Below are 16,381 nucleotides of genomic sequence, written 5' to 3'. Positions count from 1 at the left end.
CGGAGACGCTGGTCAAGCGCGGGCTGCGCATCGTGTCGGGCCGCACGGAAAGCCACGTGATGCTGGTGGACCTGCAGGCCAAGAAGATCACGGGCAAGGCGGCGGAAGCGGCGCTGGGCGCGGCGCACATCACGGTGAACAAGAACGCGATCCCGAACGATCCTGAGAAGCCGTTCGTGACCTCGGGCATTCGCCTGGGTTCGCCGGCGATGACCACGCGCGGCTTTGGCGCGAAGGAAGCGGAGATCGTCGGCAACCTGATCGCCGACGTGCTGGATGCGCCGGAAGACGCGGCCACCATCGAGCGCGTGCGCGGCCAGGTGGCCGAGCTGACCAAGCGCTTCCCGGTCTATCGCTGATCGACCATGCGCTGCCCGTTCTGCCGGCATGACGACACGCAGGTAGTGGATTCCCGCGTGTCCGAGGACGGCGCCGCGATTCGTCGGCGCCGCCGCTGCTCGGCCTGCGACAAGCGTTTCACGACGTACGAGCGGGTCGAGCTGGCCTTGCCGGCGGTGGTCAAGAAGGACGGCAGCCGCACCGAATTCGACCGTCGCAAGATCGTCGCGAGCATGCAACTGGCGCTGCGCAAGCGGCCCGTTGCAGCGGACGCGATCGACGCGGCGGTCGCTCGCATCGAGTACCAGCTGCTCGCCACCGGCGAGCGCGAGGTGCGCAGCGAAAAGCTCGGCGAGCTCGTGATGAACGAGCTGCGCGAGCTCGATACCATCGCCTATGTGCGCTTCGCCTCGGTTTACCGGCGCTTCGAGGATGTCTCCGAATTCGCCGACGTGATCGAGGAATTTCGCCGCGCCGTTCCCCCGAAGCCGGTCCGCAAACGCTGATCCCACGCTTCCCCGCTTCATTACCGACCTCCTGAACTCGATTCCGTCGTGACGATTGTCACCGGCGGTGTCGACGCGCGCCATTCGGCCGTTCGGCCAATGGCGCGCTCGCGTTCGTCTCGCTACAGTCCTCGCATCACGGTGATGCACGGGAGCAGACGATGGGCAGGGCACAAGGAATGGCGGGCGTCACGCTGATCGAATCGATGGTGGCGGTCGCGCTGATCGCAATCGTGGCCGCCTATGCCGTGCCGTCGTTCGTGGCCTGGCGGCAGCGCGATCGTGTCGAGGCGCGGGCCGCGTCGATGCTGGCGGCACTGGCCGCCGCGCGCATCGAGGCGCTCACGCGCGGCGTGCGCGTGGTGCTGTGCCGGGGCGACGGCGAGCCGCCCTGCGACACGGCCGGCAGCGCGTGCGGGCAAGCAGGCGACGGGGCCTGGTCGTGCGGATGGTCGGTGATGGCATTCGATGCTTTCAGCGACGGCGGCACGGTGCTACGCCGGATTCCCACCGATCGGGACGTGCGTGTCGATGGCGCGGTGGCCGACGTGGTATTCACGCCGCCGGTCGGGCAGGTGATGGGCGGATTCCGGCGCTTCGAATTTTCGCCGCGCGCGGCAATGGCCGATGTCGAGGCCAGGCGTTTCTCGCGGTGCATCCGGATCGCCGCCGGTGGTCGAGCGCGCATGTCCGTCGGGCCTTGCGGAGCGTAACCATGAGGCGTGCCCGTGCCAGCGCAGGCAGCTCCCTGCTCGAGGTCACGATCGCTCTGTTGTTGCTTGCGAGCGCAACCATCGCCGTGCTCGGTGCGCAGCTTGCCATGCGTGCCGCCGCGGCGGATTCGGCCGCGCGCGCCACGGCGCTCGGCTTCGTGGATTCATGGGCGGAACTGGCCGGTGCCGGCGGCACGACGATGGTCGATTGGGAGCGGGCCTCGACCGTGCTGGTCGATCCGCGTTTCAAGCAGACCACGCGCGATGGCCTGGCGCGCGTCGAGCTGCGCTGGTCGCGCGGCTCGACGGCATTGCCGCAGGACGCCACATGTGAGCAGGCTGTCTCCACGGCGGTCCGCGCACCGCGAACCTGCATCTCGCTGGCGTTCTCCGGAGGAGGCGAGCGATGAGCCGACGGCGGCGCTGCCGCGCCCACACGCTGGTCGAGGCACTGGTGGCGCTGGCGCTGGCCGCGCTGGTGATGACGACGGCGCTGTCCTTGTACCGGACCCAGCGCGCGGCACATCTCAGCTCGATCGAGGCCGTGCGGGCGCGCGATGCCGCTGCCACGGCGCTGACGCTGATCTCCCGATCGGTGCGCATGGCGGGATTCAGTCCGCTCGACGCCAGCGGCGGCGTGCCGTTCGCGCCATTGTTCGGTTGCAGCGCCGGCCGTCCATCCGGCGAAGCGCTGCGGCCGGGCTGTGCCGGGGCCGGCGCGAGTTCCGACGGCCTGCTGGTGCGCTATGTCGGCGACACGATCTCGACCTGGCCGACCAGCGGCGGGCTCGTCACCGATTGTCTGGGACAGGGCATCGGCGACGGCGGCTCGGCGCCGCTGGTGGTCGATCGCTACTTCGTGCGGGCCAGCAGCGTGACCGGCGAGCCCGAGCTGTATTGCGAGGGCAGCGGCCACAGCGGCACGGCCCAGCCGCTCGTCGAGGGTGTCGAGCGCTTGCGTGTGCGTTACCGCCTGCGTGGCCGCGCGGCATGGGACGAGGCCTCGTCCCTGGTCGACGACGCGTGGCAGCGGGTGCAGGCCGTCGAGGTCTGCGTGCAGGCGCGCGGCGCGGTCGGTTCGAGGATGCGCCGTTACACCGATTGCGATGGCCGCAGCCAGCCGATACACGACGGCCGCGCGCGCTGGATCTCGCGCCGCTGGCTGGCGGTGCGTAATGCGGCTTTCATGGACGGAGGCGGCGGATGACGACATACACATGCGCCGCGCATTCGAGTCCCGGTCGCTCCGTCCTGAAGCTCCGGAAGGGGCGCGCCGGCGCGCGGCGCGAATGCGCGTCCGGGGCGGCGCTGCCCGGTGTGCTGGTGCTGATCTCGGCCCTGCTGGTGGCCAGCGCGGCGGGGTTCGAGGTGTCGATGTCGGAAGCGCGTTCGGTGGCGGCATTCGCATCGCGCAGCATCGCGTTCCATGCGGCCGAGGCCGCGCTCGCCGTCTGCGAGCGCAGTCTCGCGGAGCGCGTCGCGTTTGCCGCCGAGCCGACGCGGGCCTCGCTGTCGTCCGGCGGCGAGGTTCTCGCGGTGGCGGGCGAGCCGGAAGGCTGGCGCCAGCGAGGCGCCCTCGAAGGGCCGGCCGCCTTGCATCCGTTCGCGCATTGGCCAGGTGCCGCGGCCGCGCCATCCTGCCTGATCGAGCGCTGGCCGATCGCGTCACGGCCGCGCTGGCAGGCCTATCTGCTTACCGCGCGCGGCACCGGCAATACGCGGGCCACCACGGTCTGGCTGCAGTTGCAGCTCGCCTTCGAGGACGGACGCCAGGTGGCGCGACGCTGGCGGCGTGTCGCGGCGGCGCCGTGGTGAGCGGGGACGAGGGGGCGATGCAAGCTCCAAAGCACCCGGTATCTCGTACGGGAACGATCGAGCGCCTGTCGCGCGGGCGCGGCTTCACCCTGATCGAATTGATGATCGCGCTGGCCGTGGCGGCCCTGATCGCGGCGTTCGCGGTGCCTTCGTACCGGCGCCAGATCGATCGTGGCCATCGTCTCGGCGCGGTCACGGCGTTGTATCGCGTCGCGCAGGATCTCGCCGAGCGCGATGGCTTCGAAACGACAGGGCAGGGGGAAGGGATGGAATTCGGCACGGTGCCGGAGCAGGGGCTGCCCGTTTATCGGCTCTCGGCGGAGCCGGCACCAGCCGGGGGCTATTGGCTGAGCGCGACACCGGTGCCGAACGGGCCGATGCGCGACGATCCCTGCGGCACCTATCTGCTGCGTGCCGATGGCCTGCGCGGTAACCGCCCGCCGGGAGCGAGCGGCCCGGGCGTGCCGCGCCCGGAGTGCTGGACGATGCGCTGACGCGCTTGCGCGCGGCAGGCGGGGACAATGAGGCGATGAGGCGAATGCGGTCGAAACAGGCTAAGCGCGCGAGGTATCGCGCAGCCGGCGCGCTAGTCCTGCTTCCCGACGCCGGCCTTGGCGCCGGTCGTCGCGCCGCCCACCCTGATCGCCTCGGCGGCGGCCTTCTCGCGCTGGGCGCCCTTCCAGATCTGGTAGGCCTCCCAGACCGCGAAGCCGATCGACCCCCACTTGATGGCGGGGCCGGCGCCGCGCGTGACGAGCGAGCGCACCGGCTTGGCGAGCACGGCCGAGGCGAGCGAGCTGACGAGCGGATACTGGCTGACCAGCGAGCCGAGGCTGGCATTGAGCCCCTTCGCCGACTTGCTGAGCGAGCCGCCCGAGAAACCGGGCATCAGCAGCTTCAGCCAGCGGAAGTGGGTCAGGGCTTCGCGCAGTTCGCCGCCGGCCTGGGCGAGTTCGAGGCGCTCGACGTCCGAGCGCAGGATCAGCAGTTCCTTGCGCAGCGCACGGTACTGCGTGGCGCTGAGCTTGCGCCGCGAGCGCGGCTGGCGGAACAGGTCGTCCGATGCGGGTTGGTTCATGGCGCGTGGGCGTGAAAGGTACGGCGGGTTACGGGACCCGGGGTTCAGGGCTTGCCGCGAAACAGTTCGCGGTCCTTTTCGAGCTCGTGCAGGGTGGCCTCGAAGACGCTCGGCGCCTCGCGCAGGCCGGCGCGGGCCTTCAAGCCGCAGCCGAGCGCGCCGATCGCGTAGACCGCCGTGATCGCGGCCAGCGACTGCCAGCGGTAGCTGTCCCAGAAGGCGATCGCGATCAGCACGGTCAGGCTGATCAAGGCCATGGTGGCCAGCATCATTGCGGCGAGCCCGAGGAACAGCACGCCGATCAGGCGTTCCTTCTCCTCGGCGAGTTCGATCCCGAGCAGCTCCAGCCGGGTTTGCAGCAGCGCGAATACGGAACCGAGCAGGCGGCGCAGGGGGCCGTGTGCGGGATGAGGCGGTGGCGTATTGGTTGTCATGTTTGGAGCGCTTGCGCGTGCAGGAGGTGACCGGAGCCGGCCGGCGTGGTGCGCCGGCGGGCCCGGCGGCGGGACGCGGCGCCCCTCGCGGACGCCGCGGGGGCGACGCTTACTTGCGGTTGATCAGCAGGCCGATCAGCACGCCCACGCCGGCGGCGACGCCGATCGAGGTCCACGGATGCTCGTGGACATAGTCGTCGGTCGCGCGTACCGCCTTCTTGCCCTTCTCGACGACCACCACCTGGACGTCGGCCGCCTTTTCCTTCGCCTGCTTCAGGCGCGAGAGCGCCTTCTCGCGAAGCTCCGACGCACGGTCACCGGTGGTGGCCGCCGCTTGTTTCAGCAGGTCTTCCGCATCCGCGAGAACGGTTTTGATATCCGACATCAGTTTCTCCTTGTTGACTTCCGACATTGCAACTCCCTTTGTGCAGAGGTACCGCGTAGCCGACATCCTAGCGAAACCCGTGCCCGCTGGCGAGCGGAGCGCCGGATCCGGCCCGGGCCTGCCGGACGGCATGCCGGGCCATGGTAAACGACTTGGCGATTGTAAGGAGGGAGTGAATCGCCGACGAAAAAGTTTCCCCAAACTTTCAAGCGGCAGGGAAAAAATGACAATTTCTCATGACGATCTGACGGAATAATCGTTGTCCGGACAGCCGCTTGTCGTAAGCTTGAGGTTTGGCCGCGCGCGTGCCGTGCGCGGTGCCCACCACCGGTTCATCCATCCAGGAGGAGCAACATGAGTCTGCGTCTTGGCGACATCGCCCCCGACTTCGAGCAGGATTCGAGCCTCGGCCGCATCAAGTTCCACGAATGGCTCGGCGATAGCTGGGGCGTGCTGTTCTCGCACCCGGCCGACTACACGCCGGTGTGCACCACCGAGCTGGGCCTGACGGCCAAGCTCAAGGGCGAATTCGAGAAGCGCCACGTGAAGGCGATCGCCCTGTCGGTGGACAGCGTGGAATCGCACAAGGGCTGGATCAGCGACATCAACGACACGCAGTCGACCAGCGTGAACTTCCCGATCCTGGCCGATGCCGATCGCAAGGTCTCGCAGTTGTACGACATGATCCATCCGAACGCGAACGAGACGCTCACGGTGCGCTCGCTGTTCGTGATCGACCCGAACAAGAAGGTGCGCCTGACCATCACCTACCCGGCCAGCACCGGCCGCAACTTCGACGAAGTGCTGCGCGTGATCGACTCGCTGCAACTGACCGACAACTACAAGGTCGCCACGCCGGGCAACTGGAAGGATGGCGAGGACGTGGTGATCGTGCCGTCGCTGAAGGACGAGGAAGAGCTCAAGCAGCGCTTCCCGAAGGGCTACAAGGCCGTGCGTCCGTACTTGCGCCTCACGCCGCAGCCGAACAAGTAATGGCTCGGGCGCCGCGGCGCGCCTGAATGCAAAAGGGCATCGCGAGTGATCGCGATGCCCTTTTTACATTGGCGCCCCAACCTTCAGAAGAAGGCCTGGATGCCGGTCTGCGCGCGGCCGAGGATCAGCGCGTGGATATCGTGCGTGCCTTCATAGGTGTTGACCACCTCGAGATTGACCAGGTGGCGCGCCACGCCGAATTCGTCCGAGATGCCGTTGCCGCCGAGCATGTCGCGCGCGAGCCGCGCGATGTCGAGCGCCTTGCCGCAGGAATTGCGCTTCATGATCGAGGTGATCTCGACCGCGGCCGTGCCTTCGTCCTTCATGCGGCCCAGGCGCAGCACGCCCTGCAGCCCGAGCGTGATTTCGGTCTGCATGTCGGCGAGCTTCTTCTGGATCAGCTGGTTGGCCGCCAGCGGCCGGCCGAACTGCTGACGATCGAGCACGTACTGGCGCGCGGTGTGCCAGCAGGATTCGGCGGCGCCCAGCGCCCCCCAGGCGATGCCGTAGCGCGCCGAATTCAGGCAGGTGAAGGGCCCGCGCAGGCCGCTCACCTCCGGCAGCAGGTTCTCCTCGGGCACGAACACCTCGTCGAGCACGATCTCGCCGGTGATCGAGGCGCGCAAGCCGACCTTGCCGTGGATCGCCGGCGCCGACAGGCCCTTCCAGCCCTTCTCGAGGATGAAGCCGCGGATCGTGTCCTTACCGTCCTCGTCGAGCTTGGCCCAGACCACGAACACGTCGGCGATCGGCGAATTGGTGATCCACATCTTCGCGCCCGACAGTGCGTAACCGCCCGCCACCTTCTTCGCGCGCGTCACCATGCTGCCCGGGTCCGAGCCGTGATTCGGCTCGGTCAGGCCGAAGCAGCCGATCCACTCGCCGCTGGCCAGCTTCGGCAGGTATTTCTGCTTCTGCGCCTCGGAGCCGAATTCGAAGATCGGCACCATCACCAGCGAGGACTGCACCGACATCATCGAGCGATAACCCGAATCGATGCGCTCGACCTCGCGCGCGATCAGCCCGTAGCTGACGTAGTTGAGGCCCGGGCCGCCGTATTGCTCGGGAATGGTCGGGCCCAGCAGGCCGATCTCGCCCATCTCGCGGAAGATCGTCGCGTCGGTGCGCTCGTGGCGGAAGGCCTCGGTCACGCGCGGCGCGAGCTTGCCCTGCGCATAGGCTTGCGCGGCGTCGCGCACCATCCGTTCGTCGTCGGCGAGCTGCTGGTCGAGCAGCAGCGGGTCATCCCAATGGAAGGCGGCAGCGCCCATGAGTCTTCTCCTTGCTTGACTGAGGTTCCGCTGTGCGGAACAATGTTTTGCAAATTGGCGTCCAGTGTAGCATCGTATGCATCCTTCCCGTCCCGATCCCACCACCTACGACGAGCGCCGCTTCGTCACCGCGCTGGCGCGCGGCCTGGACCTGCTGCGGGCCTTCCGTCCCGGCGAGACCCTGCTCGGCAATCGCGATTTCGTCGAGCGCACCGGCCTGCCGAAGGCGACCGTGAACCGCCTCGCCTACACGCTCAGCGTGCTCGGCTACCTGCGCTTGGACGAGGCGCTCGGCAAGTACGCGCTCGACGCCGGCGTGCTGTCGCTCGGTCACGCGCTGCTGGCGGGCAGCGGCGCGCTCGATCTGGCGCGGCCGCACATGCAGGCGCTGGCGCGCGAGATCGGCGCGGCCGTCTCGCTCGGCTGCCGCGACGGCCTCGACATGATCTACCTGGAGACGATCCGCAGCGAGACCGCGCTCACGCTGGGTCTCGCGCCCGGCTCGCGCCTGTCGATGCTGACCAGCTCGATGGGGCGCGCCTACCTGGCGGTGCAGCCGGCCGAGCAGCGCGAGGCCTTGTTCGCGGAGCTGCGGCGCGGCGTGAAGCCGGCGCGCGCGGCGGCCGCGCGCGTGGCCGCGGCCGAGCGCGCGCTGGCCGACTACGCGAGCGAGGGCTGCTGTTATTCGTTCCGCGACTGGCACGACGACGTCAACGCGGTGGCCGTGCCTTACCGCGAACCGCGCGAGCGGCGCTGGCTGATCCTCAGTTGCAGCGGGCCGGCGTCGTCGATGGGGGAGGAGGTGTTTCGCAGGCGCATCGGCCCGAAGCTGCGCGCGCTCGCGCAAAGGCTGGGCGAGCCGGGCTGAGGCCGGCCGATGTTCATCTCGGCGCGGGCGGTGCGCCCGCCGCGGCGTCGCTCAAGTCAAACGTGGGCTGGCTGCGCGAACACCGGGCCCTGCATGAGCCGCACGTCGTACTGGCGCAGCAGCGAGAACTGCGTCTCGTCGGCCACCTGGTCGAAGATGATCGGGATCTTCACGCGCTGCGCGTAACCCACCAGGGCCTTGACCATGCCGTCGCGCAAGGCGATCGCGGCATCCATCTTGATGTAGTCGGGGCTGGCCATCTCCGATTCGACGGCCAGGATGCGGCCCGGATCCGGCAGCTTGTCGGCGACCTTGAAGCCGTGATGCTGGTAGCTCTTGGTCAGGTAGCCGAGGAAGGTCTTGTGCGCGACCGCGGCGGCCGGCAGCTCGATCACGATGCGCTCGGGGCTCAGGCCGAAGTGGCGCAGCACCGAGGAAAAATGCTTGCCGTGATCGTACTTGACGCTCTTGAGCAGCCGCTCGTGCACGCGCAGGAACAGCAGCCCGTGGCGCTGCGCGCCGAAGAAGTTGATCGCGTGCAGCGCCCGCGAGAGCCGGTCCACCGCTACCAGCGTCGGATCGTCGGTGAGCGCCTCGAACGGGTCGAAGGGCGCGCCGTCCGCGCGCAGCACCGCCTGGAAGCCGAGTTCGTCGCCGTAGCGTTCGATCGCGTCGGCCAGCGAGGAGGATTGCGGCGCGCCCGGCATCGTCACGTCGTAGATCGGTTGATAGGCACTGCCGAGCGTCAGCTCGTGCAGGCGCGCCACGGCCAGCTCGCCCTCCGCGGCCAGGGCGATATGCTCGCGCAGATAGGGCAGCTTGCCGGCTCGGTCGACCAGTTCGGGGATGGTGGGCGGGATCATGGATTCGTCGGGTGGGCGAACGGCCGTCGTGCAGCCGGATTACCTCAAGCATAGTAGCAGCGGGCACGATACGCGTTTCACCGTTTTGCTCATATGGATATCGGCCCGGATCGGCGACTCAGGGTATACGGCGATTACGATATCCATAATTGGTTTTACTATTCGTAACGCTCGACGCGCCGGCACCTTCTTCTTATCCCGCCTTGCGCGCGCCCACGAGCCGCCGCCGGGCCGTGGTGCGCCCGTCGCCGAACCGGAGCCGCCCTCGATGCCATTCCTGTCCCCGATCCCGATCCTCCCGCCGCCGCACTATCTCCGAAACATCGTTTCAGGGAGCACGCGATGAGCGCGCCGCAGGCAAGCCCGGCCGAGGCCGGCGCGGCGGTGCTCGAGGTCGAGCGCGTGCTCGACGAGACGCACCGGCCCGCCTTTCACGCGATGCTGCTGGTGCTGTGCGGCGCCTGCCTGGTGATCGACGGCTTCGACGCGCAGGCGATGGGCTACGTCGCGCCCAGCGTGATCGCCGAATGGGGCGTGGCCAAGGCCTCGCTCGGGCCGGTGTTCAGCGCCAGCCTGTTCGGCATGCTGCTCGGCGCGCTTGGCTTGTCGGTGCTGGCCGACCGGATCGGCCGGCGGCCGGTGCTGATCGGCGCGACTCTGTTCTTCGCGCTGAGCATGCTGGCCACGCCGCTGGTCTCGACCATTCCCGCGCTGATCGCGCTGCGCTTCGTCACCGGGCTCGGCCTGGGCTGCATCATGCCGAACGCGATGGCGCTGGTCGGCGAGTTCAGCCCGCCGGCGCGGCGCGTGCGGCGCATGATGTTCGTGTCCTGCGGCTTCACGCTCGGCGCGGCGCTGGGCGGCTTTCTCAGCGCCGCGCTGATCCCGGCCTTCGGCTGGCGCGCGGTGTTCTACGTCGGCGGGGCGGTGCCCTTGCTGCTGGCGCTGGCGATGCTCGCCTGGCTGCCCGAGTCGCTGCAGTTCCTGGTGCTGAAGGGGCGCCTCGAGCGCGCTCGCGCCTGGCTGGCGGCCTTCGCGCCGGCGCTGCCGATCGACGCCGACACGCGCCTGGTGGTGCGCGAGGCCGGCGCCGAGGGCGCGCCGGTGGCCGAGCTGTTCCGCGCCGGGCGCCTGCCCGTCACCCTGCTGTTGTGGTCGATCAGCTTCATGAACCTGATCGATCTGTACTTCCTGTCGAACTGGCTGCCGACCGTGATGCGCGAGGCCGGCTATTCCGCCTCGATGGCCGTGATCGTCGGCACCGCGCTGCAGACCGGCGGCGTGATCGGCACGCTGTTGCTGGGCAGCTTCATCGAGCGCTACGGATTCGTGCGCGTGCTGTTCGTCTGCTTCGTCTGCGCGGCGGCCTCGGTGGGCGCGATCGGGCTGGCGGCGGCCTCGCTGCCGTGGCTGCTGCTGGCCGTGTTCGCCGGGGGCTTCTGCGTGGTGGGCGGGCAACCGGCCGTCAACGCGCTGGCCGGCCAGTACTACCCGACGGCGCTGCGCTCGACCGGGATCGGCTGGAGCCTCGGTATCGGCCGCATCGGCTCGGTGCTCGGGCCGCTGGTGGGCGGGCAGCTGATCGCGCTGAACTGGAGCAACGAGGCGCTGTTCCATGCCGCGGCGCTGCCGGTGCTGGCCTCGGCGTTGTTCGTGCTGGGGCTCGGCGCGGCCACGCGCGGGCGTGACGGCGCCGCGCGCCGGGCCGCCTGAGACGCGCCCCGGCGCCCTGGTCGGACCGAGTCGGGCCTGGGCGCTTGCCGGGCCACGTTCAGGGAAAGGAAACGGAGCGGGGTTCGATGGCGGCGCACGAGCCGGCAAGCCCCGCCCGCCGGCTGCTCAGGCCTCGCCGCGCACGCCGCCTTCCGGCACGCGCCGGCGCTCCCACAGCGCGGCCAGCACGAAGGCCAGCGAGGCGGCCACCATCACGCCGACCAGCGCATCGCTGCCCCAGGCATTCATCAGCGAGCCGGCCAGGATCGGGCCGCCGAAGCTCGCCGCGCTCCACGAGGCCGACACCATCGAGCTGGCGGTGACCAGCGCGGCGCCGCGAAAGCGCTCGCCGCAGGCCACGATCGACAGCGTGTAGGTGCTGCCGGCCGCCGCGCCGATCACGAACAGCAGCGGCCAGCACAGCCAGGGATCGGTGATCACGAAGGGCAGCAGCGGCAGCAGCAGGGTGACCACGATGCCGGCGCCCAGGTGCACGCGGGCGCGGCCGAGCCGGTCGGCGAGCCAGCCGATCGGGAACTGCATGGTGGTGTCGCCGAGCAGGGTGATCGAGGCCAGCAGCACGGCCACGCCGGCCGCCACGCCGCGCTCGATCGCGTAGATCGGCAGCAGCGACAGGGCCAGGGTGTCGAACAGCGCGAAGAAGGCAGTGCCGACGATCAGGGCCGGCATCAGCGGCAGCACGCGGCGCCAGTGATCGTGGCTCTCCTCGTGATGCGGGCCGCCCGAGCCGGGCGGCCGGCGGATCGCGGCCAGCGTCGGCAGGGCCAGCAGGAACAGCGCGCCGCACAGCGCGAAGCGCGTGCCGTGCAGCTCGGCGACCTGGCTCACCAGCACCGGCCCGGCCATCTGGAACAGCGTGAAGTTGGTGGCGTAGATCGCCACCACGCGGCCGCGCGTGGCGTCGTCGGCGAGCTCGTTGACCCAGGCCTCGCCGATCGTGAACAACAGCATCAAGGCCGCGCCGCACAAGGCGCGCAGCACCGCCCAGACCACCAGGTTGTCCAGCACCTGCATCGCGGCGGTGGCCGCGGCCACCACCAGCACCGACACCACGATCGACTCGCGCGCGCCGTAGCGGCGCGTGAGCCAGGTCACGAACGGCACGATCGCGAGGCCCCCGCCGGCCTGCGCGGCCGTCAGCATGCCGACCACGCCGGTGCCGTGGCCGGCCTCGGTGAGCGCCAGCGCGGTCAGCGGCAGGGTGGCGCCGGTGCCGAGGCCGACCACGGCGACGCTGAGGATCAGGGCCAGGAAATCGCGGGTGAGGATCGTTTTCATCGGCCGAGATGCTACACCGGGCCCCGGTTCGGGGCCATGACGGGCGTGGAGGCCGGATGGAGGAACGATGGAGAGGCGCGGCGCGCCGGGCGGGGCACGGCGCGAGCTGACGCGGTCGGGATGGAATCGGTGCGCATCGATCGAAATTGATGCGCGCGAGAAGGCAATCGAATCGATGCGGCTTGGCGCTCGACGCGCGCGGCGCGCGTCAGGCCCGCGCCAGCGAGCCGCCTTAAAGCTCAGGCCAGCGTCGAGGGGCCCGCGAACGGTCGCCGTTCCAGCGAAGCCGACCACAGCGTCAGCGCCAGCGCGCCCACCGCCATCGCGACGCCGACCCAGGGCAGTTGCGTGAGCGGCACGCCCGCGCCGATCGCCATGCCGCCGAGCCAGGCGCCGGTGGCATTGCCGAGGTTGAAGGCGCCCTGGTTCAGCGTGGAGGCCAGGTTGGGCGCCTCGATCGCGCGGTCGACGATCAGGATCTGCGCGATCGGCACGATCGCGAAGGCCAGCACGCCCCACAGGAAGATCGTCACCAGCAGCGGGATCGGCAGGTGCATGGTGCCGGCGAACACCACCTGCACCAGCCCGATCAGCGCCAGCGAGGCGATCAGCGAGGGCATCCGGCGCCAGTCGGCGAGCTTGCCGCCTAGCGTGCCGCCCACCGTCAGGCCCAGGCCGAACAGCAGCAGCACCAGGGTGACCTCGTGCGGCGTGAAATGCGTGACCTCCTCGAGGATCGGCGTGATGTAGGTGAACACCGAGAACAGGCTGGCCGAGGCCAGCACGCTGATGCCGAGCACCATCAGCACCTGCGGATTGCGCATCACGCGGAATTCGCGCGCGATGCTGGTCTGCGGCATCTCCAGTTGCCGGGGCAGGCACAGCGCGAGCGCGCCGGCCGCCAGCACGCCGATGCCGGTCACCGCCCAGAACGTCGAGCGCCAGCCGAAGGCCTGGCCGAGCGCGGTGCCCAGCGGCACGCCCAGCACGTTGGCCAGGGTCAGGCCGGTGAACATCAGCGCGATCGCCTGCGCGCGGCGGTTGGGCGCCACCAGGCTGCTGGCCACCACCGAGCCGATCCCGAAGAAGGCGCCGTGGCAGAACGCGGTCACCACGCGGGCGGCCATCAGCAGGCCGTAGCCGGGAGCGATCGCGCACAGCAGGTTGCCGGCGATGAACACCCCGATCAGGCCGAGCAGGGCCTGGCGGCGCGGCATTTTCGCGGTGACGACGGCGAGGATCGGCGCCCCGATCGTCACGCCCAGCGCATAACCGGAAACCAGCAGGCCGGCAGCCGGGATCGAGACGGCGAGATCGCGCGCCACGTCGGGCAGCAGCCCCATGATCACGAATTCGGTGGTACCGATACCAAACGCGGCGATGGCGAGGGCGAATAGGGGCAGCGGCATCGGGGAAGTCCGGGGGAAACGGGCCGGGTCGGGGCGTCGCGGGATGCGGCGCACGGGCGGCCGGGCAGGGATAGGCGCGATTCTATCTCAGTAAAAACCCCAATGAATGGGGCCCGATTACTTGTTGCTTGCGGGCGACGCGCCGGCGCCGCGCAGCCGGGATCGAACGGCAGGCCGCGGCGCGCCACGGGGCGCTCAGGGCTGCGGCTTGGCGGGCCCGGGCGGCGGGTTCCAGCCGTTTTCGTAGAGGCAGTCCTCGAGCGGCAGCCGTTCGGCCCAGCGTGTCTCCTCGAGCATCGGGCGCGCATAGAACGCGTCGACGTGGCCCAGGCAGAGCACGGCGATCGGCTTGGCGCCCTCGGGCATGCCCAGCAGGCTGCGCAGCGCCTCGACGTCGAACAGCGAGACCCAGCCCATGCCGAGCCCCTCGGCGCGCGCGGCCAGCCACATGTTCTGGATCGCGCAGGCCGCCGAGGCGAGGTCCATCTCCGGCAGGGTGCGGCGCCCGAACACATGGCGTTCGCGATCGTCGCCGAGCGCGACCACCAGGATCTCGCCGCATTCGCGAATGCCCTCCACCTTCAGGCGCATGAATTCGTCCTGGCGTTCGCCGAGCGCCGCGGCGGTGGCGCGGCGCTCGGCCTCGACGATCGCGTGGATGCGCTCGCGCAGCGCGGGCTCGGTCACGCGGATGAAGCGCCAGGGCTGCATGAAGCCGACGCTCGGGGCATGGTGCGCGGCGCGGACCAGGCGCGCGAGCACGGCCGGATCGACCGGCTCGGCGGTGAAGTGGCGCATGTCGCGCCGCTCGAAGATCGCGCGATAGACGGCGGCGATCGAGGAATCGTCGAAACGCATGGGAAAGGGACGCAGGCTGCGGGGCGCCGGGGGGCGGCGACCGAAGCCCGCAACGATAGCAGACCCTCGCCGCGGCCGCGGCCGCGGCCGCGTCGGCGGGCGGGGAACGGTTCCATCGACGGGGGGGATGGCAGGGCGCCGTCGCGGCGGCGCGCGGGCGCTGGAAGCGGCGGCCGGAATACCCGGCCGCCGCAGGGCGCGGACCTGTCGATCCGCGCCGATCGGGGCCGCCACCGGGTCGTCCGCGGATGGCGGACGGCGGGACGGCGGCCCCGATTGCGGCTATTGGCCGCATCCTGGGGAAGCGAGGACGGTGACGGCGCGCGGGCGCCGGCCGTCCTCGCACGCGATCACTGCAGGCCGGTGGCCACCTCGCTGCGCTCGCCGATCGCGTCGTGCACGTAGCCGTAGCGGCCGTTCGAGCGCGCGCCGAAATGGTAGAGCGCGTGCTCGACGAAGCTGCGCGTGCGCGCCGGCACGAACTGGCGGTTCGGATAGACCACCGCGAGCTGCGCGTCGGTATCGTCGATCCGGTAGTCGGCCAGCAGGCGAACCAGCTCGCCGCGCGAGATCGCGTCGGCCACGAAGCTCTCGGGCAGGATCGCGATGCCGGAGCCGGCCATCACGGCGGCGCGCACCAGCCAGGCGTCGTTGATGGTGTAGGCCGGCTGCAGCGTGACCAGGTGCGCGAAGCGGCCCGCGTCGACGAAGCGCCAGGCGAAGCCGTGCGAGTCGAGCGGCAGCGTGACCGCGGCGTGGCGCGCGAGCTCGTCCGGGCGATGCGGCTCGCCGCGCTGCTCGATGTAGGCCGGCGAGGCGACCGCGACGAACGGATCGGGGGCGAGCGCGTGGCTGACCAGCGCCGCGCCGTCCTCGATCTTGCGCCCGGCGATGATGGCCGCGTCGTAGGAGGTGTCGAGCCCGTCGATCGGGCCGTCGGCGACGGTCAGTTGCACGCGCACCTTGGGGTACTGGCGGCGGAAGCCGTCGACCAGCGGCGTGAGCCGCTGCGGCGACAGCGAGCCCGACACCACGATCCGCAAGGTGCCGACCGGCTCGCGGATGGTATGCGCGACCGAGGCCTCGAGATGATCGAATTCCTCGAGCAGGGCGCGGCAACCGTCGAGATAGCGGGTACCCGCCTCGGTCAGCGACAGGTTGCGCGTGGTGCGATGGATCAGGCGAGTGTTCAGATGCGTTTCCAGCATCGCAATCGACCGCGTGACGAGTGCGTTCGACACGCCGAGCTTGCGCGCGGCCTGCCGGAAACTCTGCAGTTCGGCGACGCAGACGAACACCCTCATGGTTTGTATCTGGTTCATAGCTTGTCGGCCCGTTCGATGATTTTGCTTGTGTAATTGCCGTGTTGCGAGCACCCGTCGAACGCTGTCGGATCAGCTTCGGGTCGGAATTATGTAATACCCACGGCGCGGTAAATTGTTCAATAAAATCGGGAACCCAGTCAACCGATTAATGAGAAGATTTAGCCTGTATTTTTAACAGGTTTGATGAAGTGAAACGCGGTTTCGGAATCCGAATGAGTGCTTTATCGCCTTGTCTGGCGGGCTGTTGCGGGAAATTCCAGGGATTTTGAGGGGGCTTGGAGAATTTTGGATTTTTGTGATGCCGCGAATGTCGAGGATGCGCAATTCCGAATGAGGTGGCACGCAAAAGAATCAAGCGGGGTCCTTCGCGGATCGATGGCGCCGGGTAAATAAATGAGTCGGCACCCATTTCGATAATCGGGAATCGGTACCTTGGCGCGCGAACGCACCAGCGCGGGGCGCGCCGAGCCGCGCGCGGCGGGGCTGCCGGCCGATCGGCCCGGTTCGGCGCG

The 16,381-nt window shown here is 69.6% G+C and carries 18 protein-coding genes and 1 pseudogene; 10 read left to right on the top strand and 9 right to left on the bottom strand.

Annotated elements, in window-relative coordinates:
• From glyA to F3J18_RS29205, 7 genes and pseudogenes are all read left to right on the top strand, one after another.
• Positions 1 to 359: pseudogene (gene glyA, locus F3J18_RS29235) on the top strand (serine hydroxymethyltransferase); the annotation flags it as partial.
• A gap of 6 nt (positions 360 to 365) precedes the next feature.
• On the top strand, positions 366 to 845 hold the full coding sequence (nrdR, locus tag F3J18_RS29230) for a transcriptional regulator NrdR (RefSeq protein WP_013696781.1): 480 nt from the start codon (positions 366 to 368) through the stop codon (positions 843 to 845).
• A gap of 161 nt (positions 846 to 1,006) precedes the next feature.
• Positions 1,007 to 1,558 (top strand): GspH/FimT family pseudopilin, encoded by a 552-nt coding sequence (locus F3J18_RS29225; RefSeq protein WP_166915619.1) that lies wholly within the window; start codon positions 1,007 to 1,009, stop codon positions 1,556 to 1,558.
• Positions 1,559 to 1,560: 2 nt separating this feature from the next.
• Entirely contained in the window at positions 1,561 to 1,968 is a 408-nt protein-coding gene (locus tag F3J18_RS29220; protein WP_152554561.1) for a hypothetical protein, read from the top strand.
• Entirely contained in the window at positions 1,965 to 2,765 is an 801-nt protein-coding gene (locus tag F3J18_RS29215; RefSeq protein WP_166915617.1) for a PilW family protein, read from the top strand. The genes F3J18_RS29220 and F3J18_RS29215 overlap by 4 nt, the downstream gene beginning before the upstream one ends.
• The gene (locus F3J18_RS29210; protein ID WP_240154746.1) at positions 2,762 to 3,373 is read left to right on the top strand and encodes a hypothetical protein; all 612 of its coding nucleotides are present in this window, start codon (positions 2,762 to 2,764) and stop codon (positions 3,371 to 3,373) included. Before F3J18_RS29215 ends, F3J18_RS29210 begins: the two co-directional genes overlap by 4 nt.
• Positions 3,370 to 3,867 carry a type IV pilin protein gene (locus F3J18_RS29205; RefSeq protein WP_345891778.1) on the top strand — a complete coding sequence of 166 codons (498 nt, stop codon included), beginning with the start codon at positions 3,370 to 3,372 and terminating at the stop codon, positions 3,865 to 3,867. Before F3J18_RS29210 ends, F3J18_RS29205 begins: the two co-directional genes overlap by 4 nt.
• A gap of 92 nt (positions 3,868 to 3,959) precedes the next feature.
• Here the strand turns inward: F3J18_RS29205 and F3J18_RS29200 are convergent, their stop codons facing one another.
• From F3J18_RS29200 to F3J18_RS29190, 3 genes are all read right to left on the bottom strand, one after another.
• Entirely contained in the window at positions 3,960 to 4,451 is a 492-nt protein-coding gene (locus F3J18_RS29200; RefSeq protein WP_124093758.1) for a DUF3318 domain-containing protein, read from the bottom strand.
• 44 nt (positions 4,452 to 4,495) lie between these two features.
• Positions 4,496 to 4,885 (bottom strand): phage holin family protein, encoded by a 390-nt coding sequence (locus F3J18_RS29195; RefSeq protein ID WP_025101889.1) that lies wholly within the window; start codon positions 4,883 to 4,885, stop codon positions 4,496 to 4,498.
• A gap of 109 nt (positions 4,886 to 4,994) precedes the next feature.
• The gene (locus tag F3J18_RS29190) at positions 4,995 to 5,297 is read right to left on the bottom strand and encodes a YqjD family protein (protein WP_013696789.1); all 303 of its coding nucleotides are present in this window, start codon (positions 5,295 to 5,297) and stop codon (positions 4,995 to 4,997) included.
• A gap of 327 nt (positions 5,298 to 5,624) precedes the next feature.
• Here F3J18_RS29190 and F3J18_RS29185 point away from each other — a divergent pair, with 327 nt between their 5' ends.
• Positions 5,625 to 6,263, top strand: coding sequence for a peroxiredoxin (locus tag F3J18_RS29185; protein WP_013696790.1), 639 nt, complete (start codon positions 5,625 to 5,627; stop codon positions 6,261 to 6,263).
• Between the two features lie 83 nt (positions 6,264 to 6,346).
• Here F3J18_RS29185 and F3J18_RS29180 read toward each other — a convergent pair whose 3' ends face one another.
• Complete coding sequence (locus tag F3J18_RS29180; RefSeq protein WP_025101888.1) at positions 6,347 to 7,534, bottom strand: acyl-CoA dehydrogenase; 1,188 nt, start codon at positions 7,532 to 7,534, stop codon at positions 6,347 to 6,349.
• Between the two features lie 76 nt (positions 7,535 to 7,610).
• Between F3J18_RS29180 and F3J18_RS29175 the strand changes: the two genes are divergently transcribed.
• Complete coding sequence (locus F3J18_RS29175) at positions 7,611 to 8,402, top strand: IclR family transcriptional regulator (protein WP_166915615.1); 792 nt, start codon at positions 7,611 to 7,613, stop codon at positions 8,400 to 8,402.
• A gap of 56 nt (positions 8,403 to 8,458) precedes the next feature.
• Here F3J18_RS29175 and F3J18_RS29170 read toward each other — a convergent pair whose 3' ends face one another.
• On the bottom strand, positions 8,459 to 9,265 hold the full coding sequence (locus F3J18_RS29170) for an EAL domain-containing protein (RefSeq protein ID WP_025101886.1): 807 nt from the start codon (positions 9,263 to 9,265) through the stop codon (positions 8,459 to 8,461).
• A gap of 342 nt (positions 9,266 to 9,607) precedes the next feature.
• Between F3J18_RS29170 and F3J18_RS29165 the strand changes: the two genes are divergently transcribed.
• On the top strand, positions 9,608 to 10,978 hold the full coding sequence (locus F3J18_RS29165) for an MFS transporter (protein ID WP_166915614.1): 1,371 nt from the start codon (positions 9,608 to 9,610) through the stop codon (positions 10,976 to 10,978).
• Between the two features lie 126 nt (positions 10,979 to 11,104).
• Here the strand turns inward: F3J18_RS29165 and F3J18_RS29160 are convergent, their stop codons facing one another.
• The 4 genes from F3J18_RS29160 to F3J18_RS29145 form a co-directional block, all read right to left on the bottom strand.
• Positions 11,105 to 12,277: an MFS transporter gene (locus F3J18_RS29160; RefSeq protein WP_013696795.1), complete on the bottom strand. Its 1,173-nt coding sequence runs from the start codon at positions 12,275 to 12,277 to the stop codon at positions 11,105 to 11,107.
• A gap of 239 nt (positions 12,278 to 12,516) precedes the next feature.
• Positions 12,517 to 13,686 (bottom strand): MFS transporter, encoded by a 1,170-nt coding sequence (locus F3J18_RS29155; RefSeq protein WP_017921032.1) that lies wholly within the window; start codon positions 13,684 to 13,686, stop codon positions 12,517 to 12,519.
• A 195-nt stretch (positions 13,687 to 13,881) separates the two neighbouring features.
• Positions 13,882 to 14,544 carry a 5,6-dimethylbenzimidazole synthase gene (gene bluB / locus F3J18_RS29150; RefSeq protein WP_166915612.1) on the bottom strand — a complete coding sequence of 221 codons (663 nt, stop codon included), beginning with the start codon at positions 14,542 to 14,544 and terminating at the stop codon, positions 13,882 to 13,884.
• A 350-nt stretch (positions 14,545 to 14,894) separates the two neighbouring features.
• Positions 14,895 to 15,866: a LysR family transcriptional regulator gene (locus tag F3J18_RS29145; protein WP_025101921.1), complete on the bottom strand. Its 972-nt coding sequence runs from the start codon at positions 15,864 to 15,866 to the stop codon at positions 14,895 to 14,897.
• Positions 15,867 to 16,381 lie beyond the last annotated feature (515 nt).

Source organism: Burkholderia sp. Ax-1720, from assembly GCF_011753035.1.
Classification (GTDB): domain Bacteria; phylum Pseudomonadota; class Gammaproteobacteria; order Burkholderiales; family Burkholderiaceae; genus Burkholderia; species Burkholderia gladioli.
Note: the sequence above shows the minus strand (reverse complement) of the source record. Positions and strands in the feature narration are given on the sequence as shown.